Annotated in this window: 17 protein-coding genes; 10 read left to right on the top strand and 7 right to left on the bottom strand. The window is 35.3% G+C overall.

The genetic code is table 11. From position 1 onward, the window contains the following. Positions 1-8: 8 nt before the first annotated feature. The gene (locus tag HMPREF9699_RS00735; RefSeq protein ID WP_002661545.1) at positions 9-1,541 is read right to left on the bottom strand and encodes a protein adenylyltransferase SelO; all 1,533 of its coding nucleotides are present in this window, start codon (positions 1,539-1,541) and stop codon (positions 9-11) included. Between the two features lie 461 nt (positions 1,542-2,002). Here HMPREF9699_RS00735 and HMPREF9699_RS00730 point away from each other — a divergent pair, with 461 nt between their 5' ends. Further along, positions 2,003-2,695, top strand: coding sequence for a C40 family peptidase (locus tag HMPREF9699_RS00730; protein ID WP_034986003.1), 693 nt, complete (start codon positions 2,003-2,005; stop codon positions 2,693-2,695). Between the two features lie 445 nt (positions 2,696-3,140). Here HMPREF9699_RS00730 and HMPREF9699_RS00725 read toward each other — a convergent pair whose 3' ends face one another. Then, positions 3,141-4,769 carry an ABC-F family ATP-binding cassette domain-containing protein gene (locus tag HMPREF9699_RS00725; protein WP_002661539.1) on the bottom strand — a complete coding sequence of 543 codons (1,629 nt, stop codon included), beginning with the start codon at positions 4,767-4,769 and terminating at the stop codon, positions 3,141-3,143. A 160-nt stretch (positions 4,770-4,929) separates the two neighbouring features. Here HMPREF9699_RS00725 and smpB point away from each other — a divergent pair, with 160 nt between their 5' ends. The 3 genes from smpB (at position 4,930) to HMPREF9699_RS00710 (ending at position 7,775) form a co-directional block, all read left to right on the top strand. Continuing rightward, a complete protein-coding gene (gene smpB / locus HMPREF9699_RS00720; protein WP_002661537.1) occupies positions 4,930-5,388 on the top strand; it encodes an SsrA-binding protein SmpB in 459 nt (152 codons plus the stop codon). 76 nt (positions 5,389-5,464) lie between these two features. Next, positions 5,465-6,946 (top strand): OmpA family protein, encoded by a 1,482-nt coding sequence (locus HMPREF9699_RS00715; protein WP_002661534.1) that lies wholly within the window; start codon positions 5,465-5,467, stop codon positions 6,944-6,946. 88 nt (positions 6,947-7,034) lie between these two features. Then, positions 7,035-7,775 carry a YebC/PmpR family DNA-binding transcriptional regulator gene (locus tag HMPREF9699_RS00710; protein WP_002661533.1) on the top strand — a complete coding sequence of 247 codons (741 nt, stop codon included), beginning with the start codon at positions 7,035-7,037 and terminating at the stop codon, positions 7,773-7,775. Between the two features lie 54 nt (positions 7,776-7,829). Here the strand turns inward: HMPREF9699_RS00710 and HMPREF9699_RS00705 are convergent, their stop codons facing one another. Further along, positions 7,830-8,123: a GNAT family N-acetyltransferase gene (locus HMPREF9699_RS00705; RefSeq protein WP_034985364.1), complete on the bottom strand. Its 294-nt coding sequence runs from the start codon at positions 8,121-8,123 to the stop codon at positions 7,830-7,832. A 189-nt stretch (positions 8,124-8,312) separates the two neighbouring features. Between HMPREF9699_RS00705 and folE the strand changes: the two genes are divergently transcribed. The 5 genes from folE to HMPREF9699_RS00680 all read left to right on the top strand — a co-directional run bounded on the left by folE (position 8,313) and on the right by HMPREF9699_RS00680 (position 13,442). After that, entirely contained in the window at positions 8,313-8,978 is a 666-nt protein-coding gene (gene folE / locus HMPREF9699_RS00700) for a GTP cyclohydrolase I FolE (protein ID WP_002661529.1), read from the top strand. Between the two features lie 83 nt (positions 8,979-9,061). After that, entirely contained in the window at positions 9,062-10,540 is a 1,479-nt protein-coding gene (gene cysS / locus HMPREF9699_RS00695) for a cysteine--tRNA ligase (RefSeq protein WP_002661528.1), read from the top strand. A 654-nt stretch (positions 10,541-11,194) separates the two neighbouring features. Continuing rightward, positions 11,195-11,752 carry a hypoxanthine phosphoribosyltransferase gene (gene hpt, locus HMPREF9699_RS00690; protein WP_002661525.1) on the top strand — a complete coding sequence of 186 codons (558 nt, stop codon included), beginning with the start codon at positions 11,195-11,197 and terminating at the stop codon, positions 11,750-11,752. Positions 11,753-11,799: 47 nt separating this feature from the next. Next, on the top strand, positions 11,800-12,378 hold the full coding sequence (locus HMPREF9699_RS00685) for an adenylate kinase (protein WP_002661524.1): 579 nt from the start codon (positions 11,800-11,802) through the stop codon (positions 12,376-12,378). A 161-nt stretch (positions 12,379-12,539) separates the two neighbouring features. Next, positions 12,540-13,442, top strand: a complete 903-nt coding sequence (locus HMPREF9699_RS00680) for a hypothetical protein (RefSeq protein WP_245946113.1) — start codon at positions 12,540-12,542, stop codon at positions 13,440-13,442. Between the two features lie 146 nt (positions 13,443-13,588). Here the strand turns inward: HMPREF9699_RS00680 and HMPREF9699_RS00675 are convergent, their stop codons facing one another. After that, positions 13,589-14,419: a mechanosensitive ion channel family protein gene (locus HMPREF9699_RS00675; RefSeq protein ID WP_002661520.1), complete on the bottom strand. Its 831-nt coding sequence runs from the start codon at positions 14,417-14,419 to the stop codon at positions 13,589-13,591. 53 nt (positions 14,420-14,472) lie between these two features. Further along, positions 14,473-15,006 carry a hypothetical protein gene (locus HMPREF9699_RS00670; RefSeq protein WP_002661519.1) on the bottom strand — a complete coding sequence of 178 codons (534 nt, stop codon included), beginning with the start codon at positions 15,004-15,006 and terminating at the stop codon, positions 14,473-14,475. Between the two features lie 90 nt (positions 15,007-15,096). Here HMPREF9699_RS00670 and mnmA point away from each other — a divergent pair, with 90 nt between their 5' ends. After that, a complete protein-coding gene (mnmA, locus tag HMPREF9699_RS00665) occupies positions 15,097-16,284 on the top strand; it encodes a tRNA 2-thiouridine(34) synthase MnmA (protein WP_002661518.1) in 1,188 nt (395 codons plus the stop codon). A 44-nt stretch (positions 16,285-16,328) separates the two neighbouring features. Here the strand turns inward: mnmA and HMPREF9699_RS00660 are convergent, their stop codons facing one another. Together HMPREF9699_RS00660 and HMPREF9699_RS00655 are read right to left on the bottom strand one after the other, a co-directional pair. Continuing rightward, positions 16,329-17,537, bottom strand: coding sequence for a 3-phosphoshikimate 1-carboxyvinyltransferase (locus HMPREF9699_RS00660; protein ID WP_002661517.1), 1,209 nt, complete (start codon positions 17,535-17,537; stop codon positions 16,329-16,331). A gap of 102 nt (positions 17,538-17,639) precedes the next feature. Beyond that, positions 17,640-17,942, bottom strand: a complete 303-nt coding sequence (locus HMPREF9699_RS00655) for a hypothetical protein (RefSeq protein WP_002661516.1) — start codon at positions 17,940-17,942, stop codon at positions 17,640-17,642. Positions 17,943-17,978: the final 36 nt, after the last annotated feature.

Raw genomic sequence — 17,978 nt, 5'->3', positions numbered from 1 at the left:
AACATACTTTACGAACTACAAGAAAGCATACTACATCCTGATACATCATCATATTGAGTAGGGCGTTTCTTTTGGAAATGCTCGTATTTTGTTTCGTAAGGATTTTCTAAAGCATGGATGAGCAGATAGAGCATTTCCGTATCTCCTGCTTCTACTTTTTCAATACAATCATATAGTAAGTAGTTTCGCAAGATGAACTTAGGGTTGTAGGTTTTCATCCACTGTATGCTTTCCTCTTTTGGACAGTTATTTTGCTCTAAACGAATGAGGTATTGAGTGTAGAAATCATTTATTTTTTTAAGGTTTATTTCTTCATTGGGTAAATAAGAAACATTTGCCCATTGTGGAGTATGATGAGTTCTTGCTCTTTCTAGTTCGGTAAAAAATAAAGTGTAATCTAATTTCTCAGAAGTCATGAGCTTTTGCCAATGCACAAAAAAATCTTCATCAGAAGGTAATACCTTATCCAATCCAAATTTCTTTGCCAACATTTCATCGTGCTTTTTCCAGAAATTTTTTCCGAAATTATCTAATGTGTTTTGTAGAAAATCAGCATCGTTAATTAATGTGTACAAGGCATTTGCCAGCTGCCAGAGATTCCACTGAGCGATTTGTCCTTGCTTACCAAAAGCATATCTTCTTCCAGGTAAGTCGGTGGTATTAGGGGTGAAATTTAGATTGTACTCTTCTAGCATTCCAAAAGGTCCATAATCTATTGTTTCTCCAATGATGGACATATTATCTGTATTCATCACACCGTGAACAAAGCCTACTCGTAGCCATTCGATAATTAAATGGAGTGTTTTTTCTGTTATTTTTTCAAACCAAAGTGCGTATTTGTCTGGAGAATGAATATCCACTTCGGGATAAAAGTGTGTAATGGTAAAATCTGCTAAATCTTTGAGGAGGTTTTTATCGCTCTGTAAACTAGCGAATTCAAAATGTCCGAATCGTAAAAAGCTTTCGCTTACGCGCATCACTACGGCTCCATTTTCTTCCTGTGGATTGCCATTGTATAAAATATCCCGAATTACTTTTTCACCTGTAAAACAAAGGCTTAACGCACGGATGGTAGGGATACCCAGATGATACATTGCTTCGCTCATAAGATATTCCCGTAGGGAGGAACGAAACACGGCTCTGCCATCGGCGTGTCGAGAGTAAGGCGTGGCTCCTGCACCTTTCCATTGTAATTCGTGGGTTTTTCCTTTTTTATTTTGAATTTCTCCTGCAAAGATAGCCCTGCCATCTCCCAGCTGCCCTGCCCAGTTGCCAAATTGGTGTCCTGCGTATGCAGTAGAGTAGGGGCGTATATTTTGAGGTAGATTATTTCCCACTAAAAAAGGTAAATCCTGTTCAGAATATTCTCCTAAACCGATTTCTTGGGATAGCTTTGTATTAAAAATTAATAGTGTAGGATTTTTGAAAACCTCGGGCGTTACTAGATTGTATAATACATTGGGCGTTTGCCTTTGGTATGGATTCAGTGAGGTGTCACCTGGGAATATAAAAAATTGTTGGCTAATGTTTGATAGGTTCATAACTTAAAGTGGAGTAAAAGTTTTTTGTACGGGGATAACTTTAAATATTGAGTGTTGTATGTTTTTTTTTTTTTGATTGGAACAAAGGTAAATCATTATCTATAATGATAAGTGAGTATATCGTTTGTTTGAGTTTTTTTAAATGCTTGTTAGACAATTGGTTATTGTGTTTTTTTGGATTTTTATAAAAATTAATAATCGCAATAATAGAAAATAAATATATAAAAGAATCCTTTAATTATGGAATAAATTGTACTGTTTTGTTAAAAAAACCTAAACGGAAAGGTAAAAGGTGAATAATTGAAATATTGAAAATCAATTATTTATGAAAAGAAAAGATTTAACAAACAATCTTATTTTGTTAAATTTTGTTAAAATGGAACTTAGATACTTTAGATTTTGTGCTGCTGCAGATGGCTTTAGGTAAATTTGCCGTGCAAAACACAAGAAATATACTCCGTATGAAAAACAGTGTCTCAAAAATAGTTTTCGTTTTAGTAGCCATTTTTACACTTCAGTCGTGTGTTACTAATTATGTAGTGGCTAACCCTAAATTATACAATAAGGAGTACAAAACAGATGCCAAAATAACCTTGGCAGAAGCGAAAAGGCTAGAGGAAGATAAGAAAGTTCTTATCAATAGTTTTGCATCTGAAAGAGCAACAAGAATGAATGTGATAGCAAGAGCTGAAAAAGATGCAGCCATAGCAAAAGCTATTCAATACAATAAAGTGTTAGATGATATTTTAGAAGAAGCCTATACTTATATCGGGACGCCTTATCGTTTTGGTGGTATGACCAGAAGAGGGATAGATTGTTCTGCATTTGTGTTGTCTGTTTTTGGAGCAGTGGTAGGAATGGAGCTTCCAAGAGTAGCCGCAGCACAAGCAAAAGAAGGGGAGTTGGTTGCCAAGGAAGATTTACAGAAAGGAGATTTATTGTTCTTCTCACACAGAGGTAATAGAATAGGTCATGTAGGTATAGTGGAGAGTGTAACCGAAGATGGTGAAGTGAAATTCATTCATGCTGCTACCAGTAAAGGGGTGATGGTTTCATCTTTAAATGGTTCTTACTGGGGATCAAGATATAGAATGGCAAAAAGAGTATTTACAGCAGATACTATGGAAAATAAAGAAAATTTTGCACAGAATTAAATGGTCTTATTTTGTAAAAAAGTAAAAGTCGTCTCAAGATGTTGGGGCGATTTTTTATTTCTAGGTTTGTCATTTCGTTTTCAATTTATCTTGATTGTATGTGGCTATAGCAGTGTAGTATCAGCCTCAATTTGTTATCCTATGATACAACTCTAAATTTTTATATAACGAACTCGTCTTGACTTTTTATTTTGCTTAAATCCCCTGAGTTTTATACGATTCAAAGTACCCTAAACGATGAAATTCATTCCACTCAACCTTTTTCATAGATTCATTGTAGCCTTTTAATAAAAGAATCATTATATTTCATTTTTTATTTTTTAAGGGGCATGTTTATTACCAAAAGTCGAGATGGCTTCTGTCTTATAACATAAAAAAATAAGCTATCCAGAATTTTTGGATAGCTCATTTTAAATTATTTTCTAATGAGATTTAATCTCAAAATCTATTCTCCATACATTTCTTTTTGGAGTTCTTTGATTTTCTTATCAGAAAGGTATTCATCATAAGTCATGTCTCTATCAATGACACCTCTAGGGGTAAGCTCAATGATTCTGTTACAAACCGTTTCTAATAGTTCGTGGTCATGAGATGCAAGGAGGATGTTGCCTTTAAAACTTGCCAATGAGTTATTGAGCGTAGTGATACTTTCTAAGTCAAGGTGGTTAGTAGGTTCATCTAAAAGAAGAATATTGGCTCTTTGAAGCATCATTCTACTGAACATACAACGCATTTTTTCCCCTCCTGAAAGGACTGTAGAAGATTTAAGTGCTTCGTCTCCAGAGAAAAGCATTCTTCCAAGAAATCCTCTTACGAATTCTTCATGTCTTTCCTCATCCGTTTTGGTGAACTGTCTTAGCCAATCTACAAGATTAAGGTCTTTGTCTTGGAAAAACTCAGTGTTGTCTAGTGGCATATAAGATTGTGAAGTAGTGATTCCCCAGTTGTATTCTCCTTTATCTGGCGTGGCATTTCCGGAGATAATTTGGAAAAACTCGGTAATGGCTAATGAGTTCCTACTCAGAATAGCTACCTTATCCCCTTTTTTCAGTTTGAAGTCAATGTTAGAAAATAGTAGCTCATTATCCTTTGTTTTTTCTAAGTTTTTCACTTCCAGAATTTGATCCCCTGTTTCTCTTTCCATTTCCCAAATAATCGCAGGGTATCTTCGGGAAGTAGGCTTAATATCATCAATATTAAGTTTATCAATCATCTTTTTACGCGCTGTTGCTTGTTTTGCTTTCGCTACATTAGAAGAGAATCTAGCGATAAACTCCTGAAGTTCCTTTTTCTTTTCTTCTGCTTTTTTATTTGCTTGAGCTCTCTGTTTGGTTGCTAGCTGAGATGCTTGATACCAGAATGAGTAATTTCCAGTGTAAAGATTAAGTTTAGAATAATCTAAGTCAATGATGTGTGTACATACAGCATCTAGGAAGTGACGGTCATGAGACACTACGATAACCGTGTTTTCATAATCTGCCAAGAAGTCTTCTAGCCATGCAATGGTATCGATATCTAGGTCGTTGGTAGGTTCGTCCAGAATAAGTACATCAGGGTTTCCAAAGAGTGCCTGTGCTAAGAGTACTTTTACTTTGTCCTTATTTTCTAGCTCTCCCATTAGCTGGTAGTGCATATTTTCTTTGATGCCTACATTAGATAGCATGGTCATAGCGTCAGACTCTGCGTTCCACCCTCCCATTTCATCATAAATTACACCGAGTTCTCCTGCTTTGATTCCGTCTTCGTCAGAAAAGTCAGGTTTAGCATAGAGGGCATCCATCTCCTCTTTTATTTCAAAGAGCTTTTTATTTCCTCTGAGTACGGTTTCTAGTACGGTAAACTGGTCATAAGCGAAGTGGTCTTGCTCTAGAACAGACATTCTTTTGCCTGGCTCTAAAGAGACATTTCCAGTAGTAGGATCTTGTTTTCCTGTTAATATTTTTAGGAAAGTGGACTTTCCAGCACCATTGGCACCAATAACTCCATAGCAATTTCCTTTTCCGAACATGATATTTACCTCATCGAAAAGCACACGCTTTCCAAATTGAAGTGATACATTTGAAACTGTTAGCATATATTATTGTAAATTTGTGCAAAAATACAAAAACAATTTTGCATTCAATTTTATTTTGAAAAGGAAATTTAATGTAATTTCTTCATGATAAATTTAAAAGAAGTCGGTTAAATTTTGTAATGGGAGTTTTAGTAAATATGTTTAATATTGCAGAGTCAAAATGAAGATAGATAAGTCAGTACAGATAAAAAATAAAAGGGCTCGTTTTGAATATGAAATTATAGAACAATACGAGGCAGGAATAGTTCTTACAGGGACAGAGATAAAATCAATAAGAATGTCTAAGGCTTCTATAGCAGAGTCTTTTTGTCAGTTTGTAGGAGATGAGCTTTTTGTTATTAATATGACTGTGGATGAGTATAAATTAGGTACTTATTATAATCACAAGATAAAAAGGGAACGGAAATTGTTACTCCACAGAAGAGAATTGACAAAAATACAGAGAAAAGTAAAAGATATAGGATTTACCATCGTGCCATTAAAGCTGTATATTAATGAGAAAGGCTTGGTGAAACTTCAGATAGCGATAGGTAAAGGGAAAAAGCTTTTTGATAAAAGAGAAAGCATAAAGGATAGAGATAATAAGCGTCATTTGGACAGGATTATGAAGAAAGGTTAAAAAAATCTTAAAAAAACTTTGTGCAATAAGAAAATTTATATTTATTTTGCAATATCAATTATTTAATCATTTATTTATGAAAAATCTAAAACTAGGAATTTCAGCATTGGCACTTACTGTTGCCTCTTCTGTATTCGCTCAAACTACGAGCAATCCTTGGCTCATCGGTGTGGGTGCTCACGGAGTTAACCACATGGCAGTAGCTTCAGGAGGTGTAGGCGAGAAATTTAATAACTTTAAGGAGTTATTCCACTCAAAGAATTACGAAATTACTCCACCACTTTCTAAATTGACAGTTGCGAGAAATTTAGGTAAAGTCTTAGTATTGGATTGGCAAACTACCGTAGGTAATATTGGAAACCAAAGAATTAAGACAGGCAAGGAATTCATGCTAATGACAGGACTTGGTCTTCAGTTTAAATTTAACGGTTTATGGAATGAAGATTCTTGGTTTGATCCTTACTTAAGAGTAGGTGCTTCTTATTTGAGATACGACCAAACAGGTGTTTCTTTCCCTACCAATGATTATGCTAACTTAGATGAAAACGGTCTTCCTACTTTGACTAAGGGAGAAGATGGAGCTACTATGGGAAAAGCAAATCATTTCATGGTGCCAGTTGGTTTAGGATCTAACTTCTGGTTGACTAAAAATTTCGGTCTTGGTATCCAAGGTGATTATGTGTCTTCTCCTATCAATAAAGGAGCAAGTGCGATGAACTTCTGGCAAGCGTCTGCTTCTATCTTGTTTAGATTCGGACAAAGAGATAGAGATAAAGATGGAATCTTAGATAAAGATGATCTTTGCCCAGATACTCCAGGATTGCCAGAATTCCAAGGATGCCCTGATACGGATGGTGATGGTGTTATCGATAAAGATGATGACTGTCCTGAAGTGGCTGGTCCAGTGGAAAATCAAGGTTGTCCTTGGCCAGATACAGACGGTGATGGTGTTCTTGATAAAGATGACAACTGTCCTAATGTAGCGGGTCCAGTGGAAAATCAAGGTTGTCCTTGGCCAGATACAGATAATGATGGTATCTTAGACAAAGATGATGCTTGTCCTACTGTAGCAGGTCTTAGAGAGTACAATGGATGTCCTAAGCCAAAAGAAGTGAGCGCAATAGATGCTACTAGAGCACTTGAGAACATTGTATTTAACTTTAATAAGGCTACTTTAAGACCAGAGTCTGCTCCTAAATTAGATATGGCTGCTGAAATTATTAAAGAATCTAGAGGAAACTATGTAGTAGTAGGTCATACGGATAAAAAAGGTAATGATAACTACAACTTGAAACTTTCTAAAGAAAGAGCGGCAGCAGTAGTAGCAGCACTTGAAGCAAGAGGTGTTTCTTCTGATGCTTTGAAATCTATCGGTGTAGGTGAGCAAAATGCAGTAGTTCCAGAAACTGCTTCTGACGCAGAAAGAGCTAAAGATAGAAAAGTAGTAGTTCTTCCAGCTGATGCTTCTACTTGGGATACTTTGAAGAAGTCTGATGTAGAAATCGGTACTCCTAAAAAATCAACTAAAAAAGTATCAACTAAGAAAAGAAGAAGATAATAGATTCAATTCTTAATAAATGAACGCCCGATTTTTATCGGGCGTTTTTGTTTATTTATTATTTTTGCAAAAATTAAATATTAAAAATATGGGAAGAGCTTTTGAATATAGAAAGGCATCAAAAATGGCAAGATGGGATAAAATGGCTAAAACATTTTCTAGAATAGGAAAAGATATTGCTATAGCGGTAAAAGCAGGCGGGCCTGACCCTGAATCAAATCCTGCATTGAGAAGGTGTATCCAAAACGCCAAAGGAGCAAATATGCCGAAAGATAATGTGGAAAGAGCAATAAAAAAAGCTTCTGGAGCGGATGCTGAGCAGTATGATGAAATTACTTATGAAGGTTATGGACAAGGTGGAGTAGCGTTCTTTGTAGAATGCACTACCAATAATCCTACAAGAACCGTGGCGAATGTTCGTGCTATATTTAATAAAATGGACGGAAACCTTGGTAAAAACGGGGAACTCGCATTTATTTTTGATAGAAAAGGAATTTTTACTTTAGATAAATCTTCTATTACTATGGATTGGGAGGAATTTGAAATGGAGATGATAGACGGTGGTGCAGAAGAAATAGATACCGATGAAAATGAAGTGATGGTAACTACCGCTTTTGAAGATTTTGGTGCTTTGTCCCATAAATTAGAAAAATTAGGAATAGAAGCAAAGAGTGCAGAGCTTCAGCGTATCCCCAATATGACCAAAGAAGTTACCGAAGAGCAGTTTAAAAATAATATGAAAATGCTGGAAAAATTTGAAGAAGATGATGATGTTCAGAATGTGTACCATAATATGGAAATCAATGATGAACTCATGCAAAAATTATAAAAAAAACAAAAAGCTGTCCATTTTGGGCAGCTTTGCTTTTGATAATTAGATATTTTAGTGGGGAATCAAAATATCTTTTACATGGTCTATTTTCTTCATTACAGAATGTGCATAAGAGCAATGCGGGAAAATTTTCCATCCATTCTCTCTAGCGAACTGGATGGCAGCTTCTACTAAAAGTTTCCCCATTCCTTTACCTTCAAACTCTTTGTGTACCAATACAAATGAAATGATTAATTTGGACTCTGAAGGTATCACCATATAGGTGCATCTTCCTATTTCTATATTTTCATCTGAAAATAATAGTATTACACCTCCATTGCCTTGCCTTTGGTTTTCGTATCTCATTATTCTTTTTTTCTTGTTTATATCAAAAATCATACTATCATTTTATTATCTAAGTAGATTGTATTTGTCTTTGTACAAATAAGCTATTGTCAGAAAGAAAATTTTCTTTATTATCAGAATGATATTATAAGGAAAACGCATTGTTTTGGAAGGGAAATTCCTATCTTTGTTTTAGAATTAAAGAAAAACATGAACGATTTTTTTGATAACGATGATGATGTTTTTTCGGGAAAGGAACATACACCGCTCAGAGCCGATGCTTTTGAGAAAACCCCTGAGGAGAAAATAGCCATTATAGAGAAGCATTTTGCGGAAATTATGCATACATTAGGGATGGATATGACCGATGATTCTCTGAAAGATTCTCCGAAAAGAGTGGCGAAAATGTATGTAAATGAAATTTTTGGAGGGTTACTTCCTGAAAATAAACCCGGTATTTCTACTTTTAGTAATAAGTATAAATATCGTCAGATGCTTGTGGAGAAGGATATTACAGTGTATTCTTTTTGTGAACACCATTTCCTTCCTATCATAGGAAGAGCTCATGTGGCGTATATTTCTAACGGAGAAGTTATTGGGCTTTCTAAAATTAATAGAATAGTAAATTATTATGCTAAAAGACCCCAAGTACAGGAAAGACTTACTATGCAAATTGTAGATGCTATGAAAGAAGCCCTTAATACGAAAGATGTAGCATGTGTTATTGATGCCAAACATCTTTGCGTAAATTGTAGAGGGATTAGAGATACGGCCAGTTCTACTATTACGGCAGAGCTGAGTGGTATTTTCCGAACTAACCCTATTACAAGACAAGAGTTCTTACATTATGTGGGGATTCATTCTAAACTAGACTGATTTTAAAAGAACAATCGTTTAGGAAATTGACATCAAATTATTCAAAGTAATAACTTTTTCAGGATTTTTTAATTTTTGAAAATATGAACTATCAGCTCAAAATATACAATTCTCTTACAGGAGAAAAAGAAATTTTTAAACCTATTCTAGAAGGTAATGTAGGCATGTATGTCTGCGGACCTACGGTGTATAGTAATGTCCATATGGGCAATGTGCGTACTTTCATGTCCTTTGATTTTATTTATAGAACCCTGATGCACTTAGGGTACAAAGTGCGTTATGTCCGTAATATTACTGATGCGGGACACCTTACCGATGATGGCGATGTGAATAATGACCGTTTTGTGAAACAATCTCGCTTGGAGAAATTAGAACCTATGGAAATTGTACAGAAATACACTGTGGATTTTCACAAGGTGCTGAGCATGTTTAATAATTTGCCTCCCAATATTGAGCCTACTGCTACGGGGCATATCATTGAACAATTAGAGCTTACTAAGGTTTTGATTGAGAAAGGGTTAGCGTATGTAAGCAATGGTTCAGTGTATTTTGATGTTCGTGCGTACAATGAGCAAGGAGGAAACTATGGTGAGCTCTCTAAGAGGAATATTGATGAATTATTTGCCAATACTCGTGATTTAGACGGACAAGATGAAAAGAAAAATCCGCAAGATTTTGCTCTTTGGAAGAAAGCATCTCCTGAGCATATTATGAAATGGCCATCTCCTTGGGGAGAAGGTTTTCCAGGCTGGCATTTAGAATGTACAGCTATGAGTACTAAATATTTAGGGGATAGGTTTGATATTCACGGAGGAGGAATGGACCTGAAATTTCCACACCATGAGTGCGAAATAGCCCAAGGGAAAGCATGTAATGGCACTTCACCAGTAAATTATTGGATGCATGCCAATATGCTAACGATGAATGGGCAAAAAATGAGTAAATCTACAGGGAATACTATTTTACCTATGGAACTCATCACGGGGAATAATGATTTTTTTGAAAAAGCATTTCATCCATCAGTGGTAAGATTTTTCTTCCTCCAAGCACATTATAGGAGTGTGGTAGATCTATCTAATGAAGCACTTTTGGCCAGTGAAAAAGGGTTTAATAGGCTGATGGAAGCAGTAAAAATCATTAATGAAATAGCACCCACAGCCAATAGCTCACAGCCAATAGCTAATCGTATCATCGAATGGAAAGAAAAGTGTTATGCTGCACTCACGGATGATTTTAATAGTCCTATTTTAATTTCTCATCTTTTTGAAGCGGTGAAATGGATTTTCCAATGGAAAAATGGTGATGAAGAAATAAGCATAGATGAGCTCAATACACTCAAATCTTTACTCAATGGATTTGTGTATGATGTGCTTGGGCTTCAGGATTTAGAAGAGAGTAATAGTGAGAAGCTAGATGGTGCAATGAGGATACTTATTGACCTGAGAAATCAAGCTCGAAAAGCGAAGAATTTTGAACTTTCCGATGAAATTCGTGATAAGCTTCTTTCAGAAGGCATTGAATTGAAAGATAGCAGAGAAGGTACCAGCTATGTACTCAAATAGAATAAGCTCATGAAATAAATTTTTAGTGAAAACTCATATAGAGATGCAGAATTTGCATCTCTTTTTTTTAATATGCTGATGATGAAGGGAGTAGGTGGTGATGATATGATGAATGCAAATAATATAAGTGAACAATAAAAAAGAGCCATGAAACATGTTCATGGCTCTCACACAAATGATGAAAAAAATTATTGCTTTTTAAAGCAATGGAGCTCTTCTAAGCGTGTCAAAAGTACAACAAATTTTCTTAACTGCAAAATTTATTGTGAAAATAAATGGTTTTTATGGTCAAAATATTGTGAATATATCAATTGGATAAAATGTTTTTTTGGGGTGACCAATTCTTAATAGCTCCTATGAATAAATACATGAGTGTAAATTTCATTTATTATATTGTTTTATAGATTTTTTAATTTTTTTATTGTTTTTTATTTTGTACTTGCATTTTAAAATCGTTGTCTTGATTATTTTTTCAGAGACTGATGCAGTAATATCATTAATTAAGAGGTTATTGTACATGTATTAAATTTATAGATGATTTTCTTAAATTATTCTAAAATAGAAAGTGTGAATACAAACTGACGGTCAAAAAAATCTATAAACTACAAGTCTAAAAAAATAATATTCCTTAATTTTGTACTCTATTTCAATAGAATGAAAACAGTAAAAATTCACGATAAAGAATTCGTTCCTTACCTTAGCAGTGAAGAAATTCAGGAAGCTGTAAAAGCATTGGCACTAACCGTATATGAAGATTATAAAGATGAAACTCCAGTATTTATCGGGGTACTTAATGGAGTTTTTATGTTCTTTTCTGATTTTTTAAAGTATTATCCAGGAAAATGCGAGGTAGCTTTTCTCCAGGTAAGTTCTTATCATGGAGGGCTCCAATCTACGGGAGTGGTATATACCAAAATGGATCTTACCAAAGATGTGGAGGGAAGACACATTATTTTGATGGAAGACATTGTAGATACAGGGAATACTATAGAAAGTCTTTTTGAATATTTTAAAAATACTCAAAGACCTAAGTCACTTAAAGTAGCATCGGCATTTTTGAAGCCAGAAGTGTTTAAAAAAGACTTCACTATTGATTATGTGGCTAAGGAAATTCCTAACAAGTTTGTTTTAGGGTATGGGCTTGATTATGATGAGCTTGGAAGAAACCTTCCTGATTTGTATCAACTTTCTGAAGGAAGAATCAATCATTAAATTGTCATTTAGAGAAAATCTAAAAAATATTAAAAATAACAAAATCAATGATAAACATCGTATTATTTGGCCCACCAGGGAGTGGAAAAGGCACTCAGGCACAGCGCTTGATAGAGCAATTTAATCTTAAGCAAATTTCTACGGGAGATCTTTTCCGTTTTAATATCAAAAATGAAACGGCACTTGGGAAATTAGCAAAATCCTATATGGATAAAGGAGAGTTGGTTCCTGACCAAGTGACTATAGATATGCTTACAGATGAACTCAAAAAACCTACGGACGCAAAAGGATTTATCTTTGATGGATTCCCGAGAACCGCTTTCCAGACCCAAGCATTGGAAGGTATAGTGAAAGAGGTTTTGAATGAGGATATTGATGTATGTCTTTCATTAGTAGTGGAAGATGAAATTTTGGTGCAAAGACTTTTAGAAAGAGGTAAAACAAGTGGTAGAAGTGATGATGCTGATGAACAAATTATCCGAAATAGAATCAAAGAATACTATGCCAAGACCGCCGAAGTGGCAGAACTTTATAAGCAGCAAGGGAAATATGTAGAGATTAACGGAGTAGGAGAAATTGCTGAAATTTCGGCTCAACTCTCTAATGAAATTGAAAAAATTAAATAATCAATACCGCCTTTAGGCGGTATTTTTTTTATTATTATTTTTACCGTTAGATAAAGTTTGAGTATATGTTTAGAAATTGTATTATTGTAGTTCTGTGTTTGATGATAGATTGTATGTTCGGTCAGGAAATCAGGTTTTTGAATGCCGAAAATCAATCGCCGATGAAACAGCTCTTAATTCTCAATTCAAAGAAATCTTTTTTAGGGCAAACCGATGAAAATGGAGCAATAAAAAAATCTATTTTGGCAAAAGAAAAATGGGTTTTGATTTCTCATCCCAGTATAGATACGGATACACTGTATGTAGATAAAATTCAAAATGATACATATCATCTAAAACCCACTAAAGTGTATAAAATTCCAGAAATCATAATTTCCAAAACACAGAAAGACTATTTGGTAATCGAAGGTTTTTTTAATGGTTTTGTAACTAATGATGGAGTGTTTAATATCTATATTGATGGGATTATCCAGTATGTTTTTAGTGTTAAATCTAAAAAATTAGAAAAACAAATTCTTAAAGAGTATCGTTCCTTTGTGATGGAGTCTCGTCATGAGGTGAAGAAAATAAATGACATTATATTTGATAATATAATACGGCTTCCTCAACCGAAAAGAATTTCTGATATTCTAAAACCTTCATTTAAAAAGCATTATCATCCTTTAGAAAATGAAACTTCATACTCCATTCATCGTCAAAAGTTTAATGAAAAAGAATGGAAGTTTTTGGGCTATGTTTTTTATCAATGGAATTTTTTAGATGTATATCGGTTTTCAGGAAAATCTACTTCTCCTCAACAGCTAAGCGGATACGATGAGACTTTTACTTTCAAGTTAAAACATAAAAAAGATGAGCATTTTACCCAGATTACTTCTGTAGCTCATTTTTACCCTGCTGAAGTGAAATATCTTAATAAAAATGAACTCTCTAAAGGAGTGAAATTTAATAGAAAGAAAAGCAATTATAGGACGCAATTTTGGACTGAGCCTTATTTTAATACGACCTACCAACTCCTCTCTCAGCAATTCAACTCGAATCTTAGAGAGATGCCTAATGAGAATTAATCTCAGCATGAAGTAAATAGAGATGATGTATTTTTAACGATGCTTAAAACTCTGATAGACTGAAAAAACGCAATAAAAAATCTCGCCAAAGTTATTCCTATTTTTGAATAGCATTGGCGAGCGTTTTTATAGATGATTAAGAAATTTTATTTGATGACATGTACTTCTCTTTGTGGGTACGGAATACTGATGCCATGTTTATCAAGAGCCAGTTTGGTGGCTCTATTAAGACGCCATTTTGCTTGTAAAAAATTGCTCGATTCGGTGAAAGCATACATGGCGAGATTTACAGAGTTGTCCCCAAAGTCATTGATTTCAAGAACATAGCCTTTATCGTGAAGGAGTAGAGGCTCATTCTTCATTACTTCTATAAGCACTTCTTTGGCCTTGTCAAAATCATCTTGATAGCCTATTCCTATCGTGATTTCCACTCGTCTCACACCTGTTTTGGAGTAATTAATAATGGCGTTATTGAATACATTTCCATTAGGAAGAATTACGGTTTTAAGATCTGCCTTTAGGATGATGGTTTGTAAGATGGATATTTCTTCCACTGTACCAGTATTTCCCATTACTTCTACTACATCACCTACTCTAAAAGGCTTGAACACAAGGATTAATAGACCACCGGCAAAGTTAGATAAAGAACCTTGAAGTGCCATCCCTACGCCTACCGCTAGACCACCTAAAAGTGCTACAAATGAAGTAGTCTCTACGCCCATGGTATTCATTGCTGCTAGAATAACTAGAATTCTTATGAGCATACCGATGATATCACCTATAAATTTTTGGAGTGATAAAGATAATGATTGTATGTTTAGTTTCTTTTTAATGAACTTAGAAACCCTAGCGGCCAGCCAAAATCCGATGACAACAATTAAAAGTCCCGCTACGATTTTTATTCCATAGCTTATGGCTTTGTCTATTAATAAGTTAATGTCTAAGTTGCTAATGTTTAGTTTTTGTATTTCCTCCATTGTTTAAATTGTTTTAAAAACATGTTCTATCATTGAGTAGTTTTAGAAGAAAGTTATATTCCTATGATGAGCCCCACATTCGGTATAAGGGCACCTCCTAAAACGGATGGATTATTTTTTAGTACATTGTACATAAGCCCCAATTGCATATAAGAATGGTTGCCTACTTGCTGTATATATCCACCACCAATATATAGTGCAGATTCGCTCGTATTAAAATTTTCTGTACGGGCAGATTTGTATTTTTCATTGATAAAATATTGCTGAAAAAGTACAGTGCCATAATAGCTTCTATGGTAATAATAGGTAGCATAGGGACCTATTCCTAGCATATTGGTTCGAGTGTAGCTAGAATTATACCAAGTGTAATTACCATTTACTCCTACTTCGAAATGATTATTGATGAGGTAGCCTACTTTAGGAGATATCATTAGGGAGAAAGCGTTCCCAGTAGATCTTAATCCGTTATTTATATTGAGTCCTATGCCGCCGCCATAGACCCACCTTTTGCCTTCTATTTCAGATTGTTCCTGTGCGAAAGTATTTGAAAATAATGCAATAGTAAGAACAGATATGATTTTTTTCATAATATGAGTTTTTATGGGACGAATATAAAGTTTTTTTATCGAAGGATTGTTGTAATTTTGCAGGAGTTTTTCACGGTAAAGTAAAATAGTATGAAAATAGTAGTAGGTTTATCAGGTGGTGTAGATTCTAGTGTTACTGCATATCTTCTTAAAGAGCAAGGGCATGAGGTAATAGGACTCTTTATGAGAAATTGGAATGATGCTTCAGTGACCTTAGAAGATGAGTGTCCATGGATAGAGGATTCTAATGATGCACTTTTAGTAGCACAGAAACTTGGTATTCCTTTTCAGGTTATTGATATGAGTGAGCTGTACAAGGAACGCATTGTAGATTATATGTTTGATGAATATGCTAAGGGAAGAACACCTAATCCTGATGTTTTGTGCAATAGGGAAGTGAAATTTGATGTTTTTCTTCAGACGGCTCTTTCTCTGGGAGCGGATAAAGTGGCTACAGGACATTATGCAAGGGTACAGTCTTTTACTGATGAGCGTGGAGAAGAGATTTACCAGCTTCTTGCTGGGAAAGATCATAATAAAGACCAAAGTTATTTCCTATGTCAGCTCAGTCAAGAGCAGCTGAGTAAAGCATTGTTCCCGATAGGCGAACTCACAAAACCAGAAGTAAGAGAAATAGCGGCTAAAGCAGGGCTGGTTACTGCTGGAAAAAAAGACTCTCAGGGGCTTTGTTTCATCGGAAAGGTAAGATTGCCCGATTTTTTGAAACAACAGCTAGAACCTAAGGAGGGGGAAATCGTGGAAATATTTAGTGATTATGAAGGGTTTCATCGTGAACTACCATTGTTTTCGTCTAAAAAAGAGGAGCTAGAATATTTATCATCGGAAATGAGATACCAAAAAGAAGATGGTAAAGTGATTGGCAAACATCAGGGCGTGCAGTTTTATACCATCGGGCAGAGCAAAGGGCTCGGCATCGGTGGACACAAGGAAAGCTGTTTTATTATTTCCAGAGACATAGAAAATAATATTTTATTTGTAGGTGAGGGACATGCTTTTCCTGGACTTTGGAAAAAAGTGGTGAGAATTAATAGGAATGAAGTACATTGGGTACGCCAAGATAAGGCTTTAGAAAATGGAGAAACCATGGAAGTAATGGCGAGAATCCGTTACCGTCAGGGATTAGAGAGTGCATTGCTTCATCAGTATGAAGACGCTTTATACATAGAATTTGAAAACCCTCAGAGTGCGGTAGCTTCTGGGCAATTTGCAGCTTGGTATGTAGGAGAAGAATGCTATGGCAGTGGCGTAATTGCTTAGCTTCTAATTTCTCAATTCTAATTTCTAAAATCATTGTACAATTTCTAATGAATTGCATGATAAAAATCTTTCCAGAAGTTAGGATATGATTTTTCTACCACTTCAGGATGTTGTATTTCTATGTCTTGAAGGAGTTTCAGTGGTGCGAAGCTCATTGCCATCCGATGGTCTTCATAAGTAGCTATGGAAACAGGTGCAGAGGTAGGGTGGAAACTTATAGAGCGGATAGAGGAATCTGTAATTTCTGTAACTACTCCTATTTTTTTGAGTTCATTCTGGAGGGCAATCAGTCTGTCTGTTTCTTTTACTTTTAGGGTAGAAAGTCCTGTGATATGAAAATGTATTTTCATTGCAGAGGCGGTTACACAAAGCGTTTGAGCGATGTCAGGGCAATCATTCATATCCATTAAAATGCGTTCTGGGTAATTGAAGTTTTCTATGGGGCGGAGTAGTATGCTTTCATCCTCGTTAAAAATGGTTTCTACGCCAAAGAATGATGCATAGATGGCTGTGATTTTGGAATCTCCTTGTAGGGAATTTCTTTTAAAGTTTTTGAGTCTCAAGAGTTTCTTTCCTATTGCTACAGTGGAATAGAAATAAGACGCCGAAGACCAATCGCTCTCTACTATAAATTTAGTTATCGTACTTCGATGGGTAGAGGGAGAGATATAAAGGCTCGATATTTCACGGCTATTCGTATCGGTTTCTTGTTTTTGAGTTACTTTAATCCCCAGTTCTTGCAATATTTTCATGGTCATTTCAATGTACGGAAGAGAGGTCGCCTTTCCCAAGAGCCGAATGGTGAGCCCTCTTTCCATTTTTGTACCGATGAGCATGAGAGCGGTAATGAACTGGCTGGAGATATTGGCAGGAATTTGAACTAAATTTTTCGTGAGTTTTTTTCCTCGAATTTTCAGGGGAGGGAATCCTTCATTTTCCATGTATTCTATATCGGCTCCCAAATCCCGAAGTGCATTCACTAAATGATGAATAGGTCTTTGTTTCATCCTTTCTGAGCCTGTGAGGGTACTGATGCGTCCCTCTTGAATTGCCAAATAAGCAGTAAGAAAACGCATTGCTGTCCCTGCATGATGAATGTCTATCACTTCGCTATCCTCGTTTAGAGCATGGAATAAAAGCTGAGTGTCTTTGGCGTTAGATATATTTTCAATTTTTATATTGCCCAGTAGCTTTTGTAATATTAAAAGTCTATTAGATTCACTTTTGGAGCCAGAAATATAGATGGTTTTCATCGGTATTGTTAATAATCTAAATGGAGTATGATTCTGAGCAAAAATAATAAAAACAATGATAAGGTTTTCATTTTATTTCAATCTATATCTTCATTACTAAACTCATTTCCTTGTAGGATACATTGCTCGCCATTTTCTTTTCTCTAGCTCCCGCTCTAACAGCATCGTGGTAATGATACGGCTGGCTGGTATTTCCGGATTTTGGTGCAAGGCTCTCTTGAGCTTCTCTTCAGAAACATCTACCCGATAAAGAATACTGATGAGCTTGTTAAAATCCCTTTGAATCAAATCATCTATATACTCAACCAGTGCTTCAAACTGAGCTTCAAATGAAGGCTTGACCACTGCATTAGCTTCGTCCAAGCCTTGGGCAATGCTGATGATGGCTTGTTGTGCTTCTGTCATCTTTCTATATTTTTTAATTATTAGTTTGCAGAAATG

Source organism: Bergeyella zoohelcum ATCC 43767 (genome assembly GCF_000301075.1).
Lineage (GTDB): Bacteria > Bacteroidota > Bacteroidia > Flavobacteriales > Weeksellaceae > Bergeyella > Bergeyella zoohelcum.
The sequence above is the reverse complement of the archived record's forward strand: the minus strand, read 5'-3'. Positions and strand labels throughout refer to the sequence as shown.

Excerpts from the sequence above, each read along its gene's own strand:
- HMPREF9699_RS00735 (WP_002661545.1), bottom strand. The coding sequence starts at position 1,541 with ATGAACCTATCAAACATTAGCCAACAATTTTTTATATTCCCAGGTGAC.
- HMPREF9699_RS00730 (WP_034986003.1), top strand. The coding sequence starts at position 2,003 with ATGAAAAACAGTGTCTCAAAAATAGTTTTCGTTTTAGTAGCCATTTTT.
- HMPREF9699_RS00725 (WP_002661539.1), bottom strand. The coding sequence starts at position 4,769 with ATGCTAACAGTTTCAAATGTATCACTTCAATTTGGAAAGCGTGTGCTT.
- smpB (WP_002661537.1), top strand. The coding sequence starts at position 4,930 with ATGAAGATAGATAAGTCAGTACAGATAAAAAATAAAAGGGCTCGTTTT.
- HMPREF9699_RS00715 (WP_002661534.1), top strand. The coding sequence starts at position 5,465 with ATGAAAAATCTAAAACTAGGAATTTCAGCATTGGCACTTACTGTTGCC.
- HMPREF9699_RS00710 (WP_002661533.1), top strand. The coding sequence starts at position 7,035 with ATGGGAAGAGCTTTTGAATATAGAAAGGCATCAAAAATGGCAAGATGG.
- HMPREF9699_RS00705 (WP_034985364.1), bottom strand. The coding sequence starts at position 8,123 with ATGAGATACGAAAACCAAAGGCAAGGCAATGGAGGTGTAATACTATTA.
- folE (WP_002661529.1), top strand. The coding sequence starts at position 8,313 with ATGAACGATTTTTTTGATAACGATGATGATGTTTTTTCGGGAAAGGAA.
- cysS (WP_002661528.1), top strand. The coding sequence starts at position 9,062 with ATGAACTATCAGCTCAAAATATACAATTCTCTTACAGGAGAAAAAGAA.
- hpt (WP_002661525.1), top strand. The coding sequence starts at position 11,195 with ATGAAAACAGTAAAAATTCACGATAAAGAATTCGTTCCTTACCTTAGC.
- HMPREF9699_RS00685 (WP_002661524.1), top strand. The coding sequence starts at position 11,800 with ATGATAAACATCGTATTATTTGGCCCACCAGGGAGTGGAAAAGGCACT.
- HMPREF9699_RS00680 (WP_245946113.1), top strand. The coding sequence starts at position 12,540 with ATGAAACAGCTCTTAATTCTCAATTCAAAGAAATCTTTTTTAGGGCAA.
- HMPREF9699_RS00675 (WP_002661520.1), bottom strand. The coding sequence starts at position 14,419 with ATGGAGGAAATACAAAAACTAAACATTAGCAACTTAGACATTAACTTA.
- HMPREF9699_RS00670 (WP_002661519.1), bottom strand. The coding sequence starts at position 15,006 with ATGAAAAAAATCATATCTGTTCTTACTATTGCATTATTTTCAAATACT.
- mnmA (WP_002661518.1), top strand. The coding sequence starts at position 15,097 with ATGAAAATAGTAGTAGGTTTATCAGGTGGTGTAGATTCTAGTGTTACT.
- HMPREF9699_RS00660 (WP_002661517.1), bottom strand. The coding sequence starts at position 17,537 with ATGAAAACCATCTATATTTCTGGCTCCAAAAGTGAATCTAATAGACTT.
- HMPREF9699_RS00655 (WP_002661516.1), bottom strand. The coding sequence starts at position 17,942 with ATGACAGAAGCACAACAAGCCATCATCAGCATTGCCCAAGGCTTGGAC.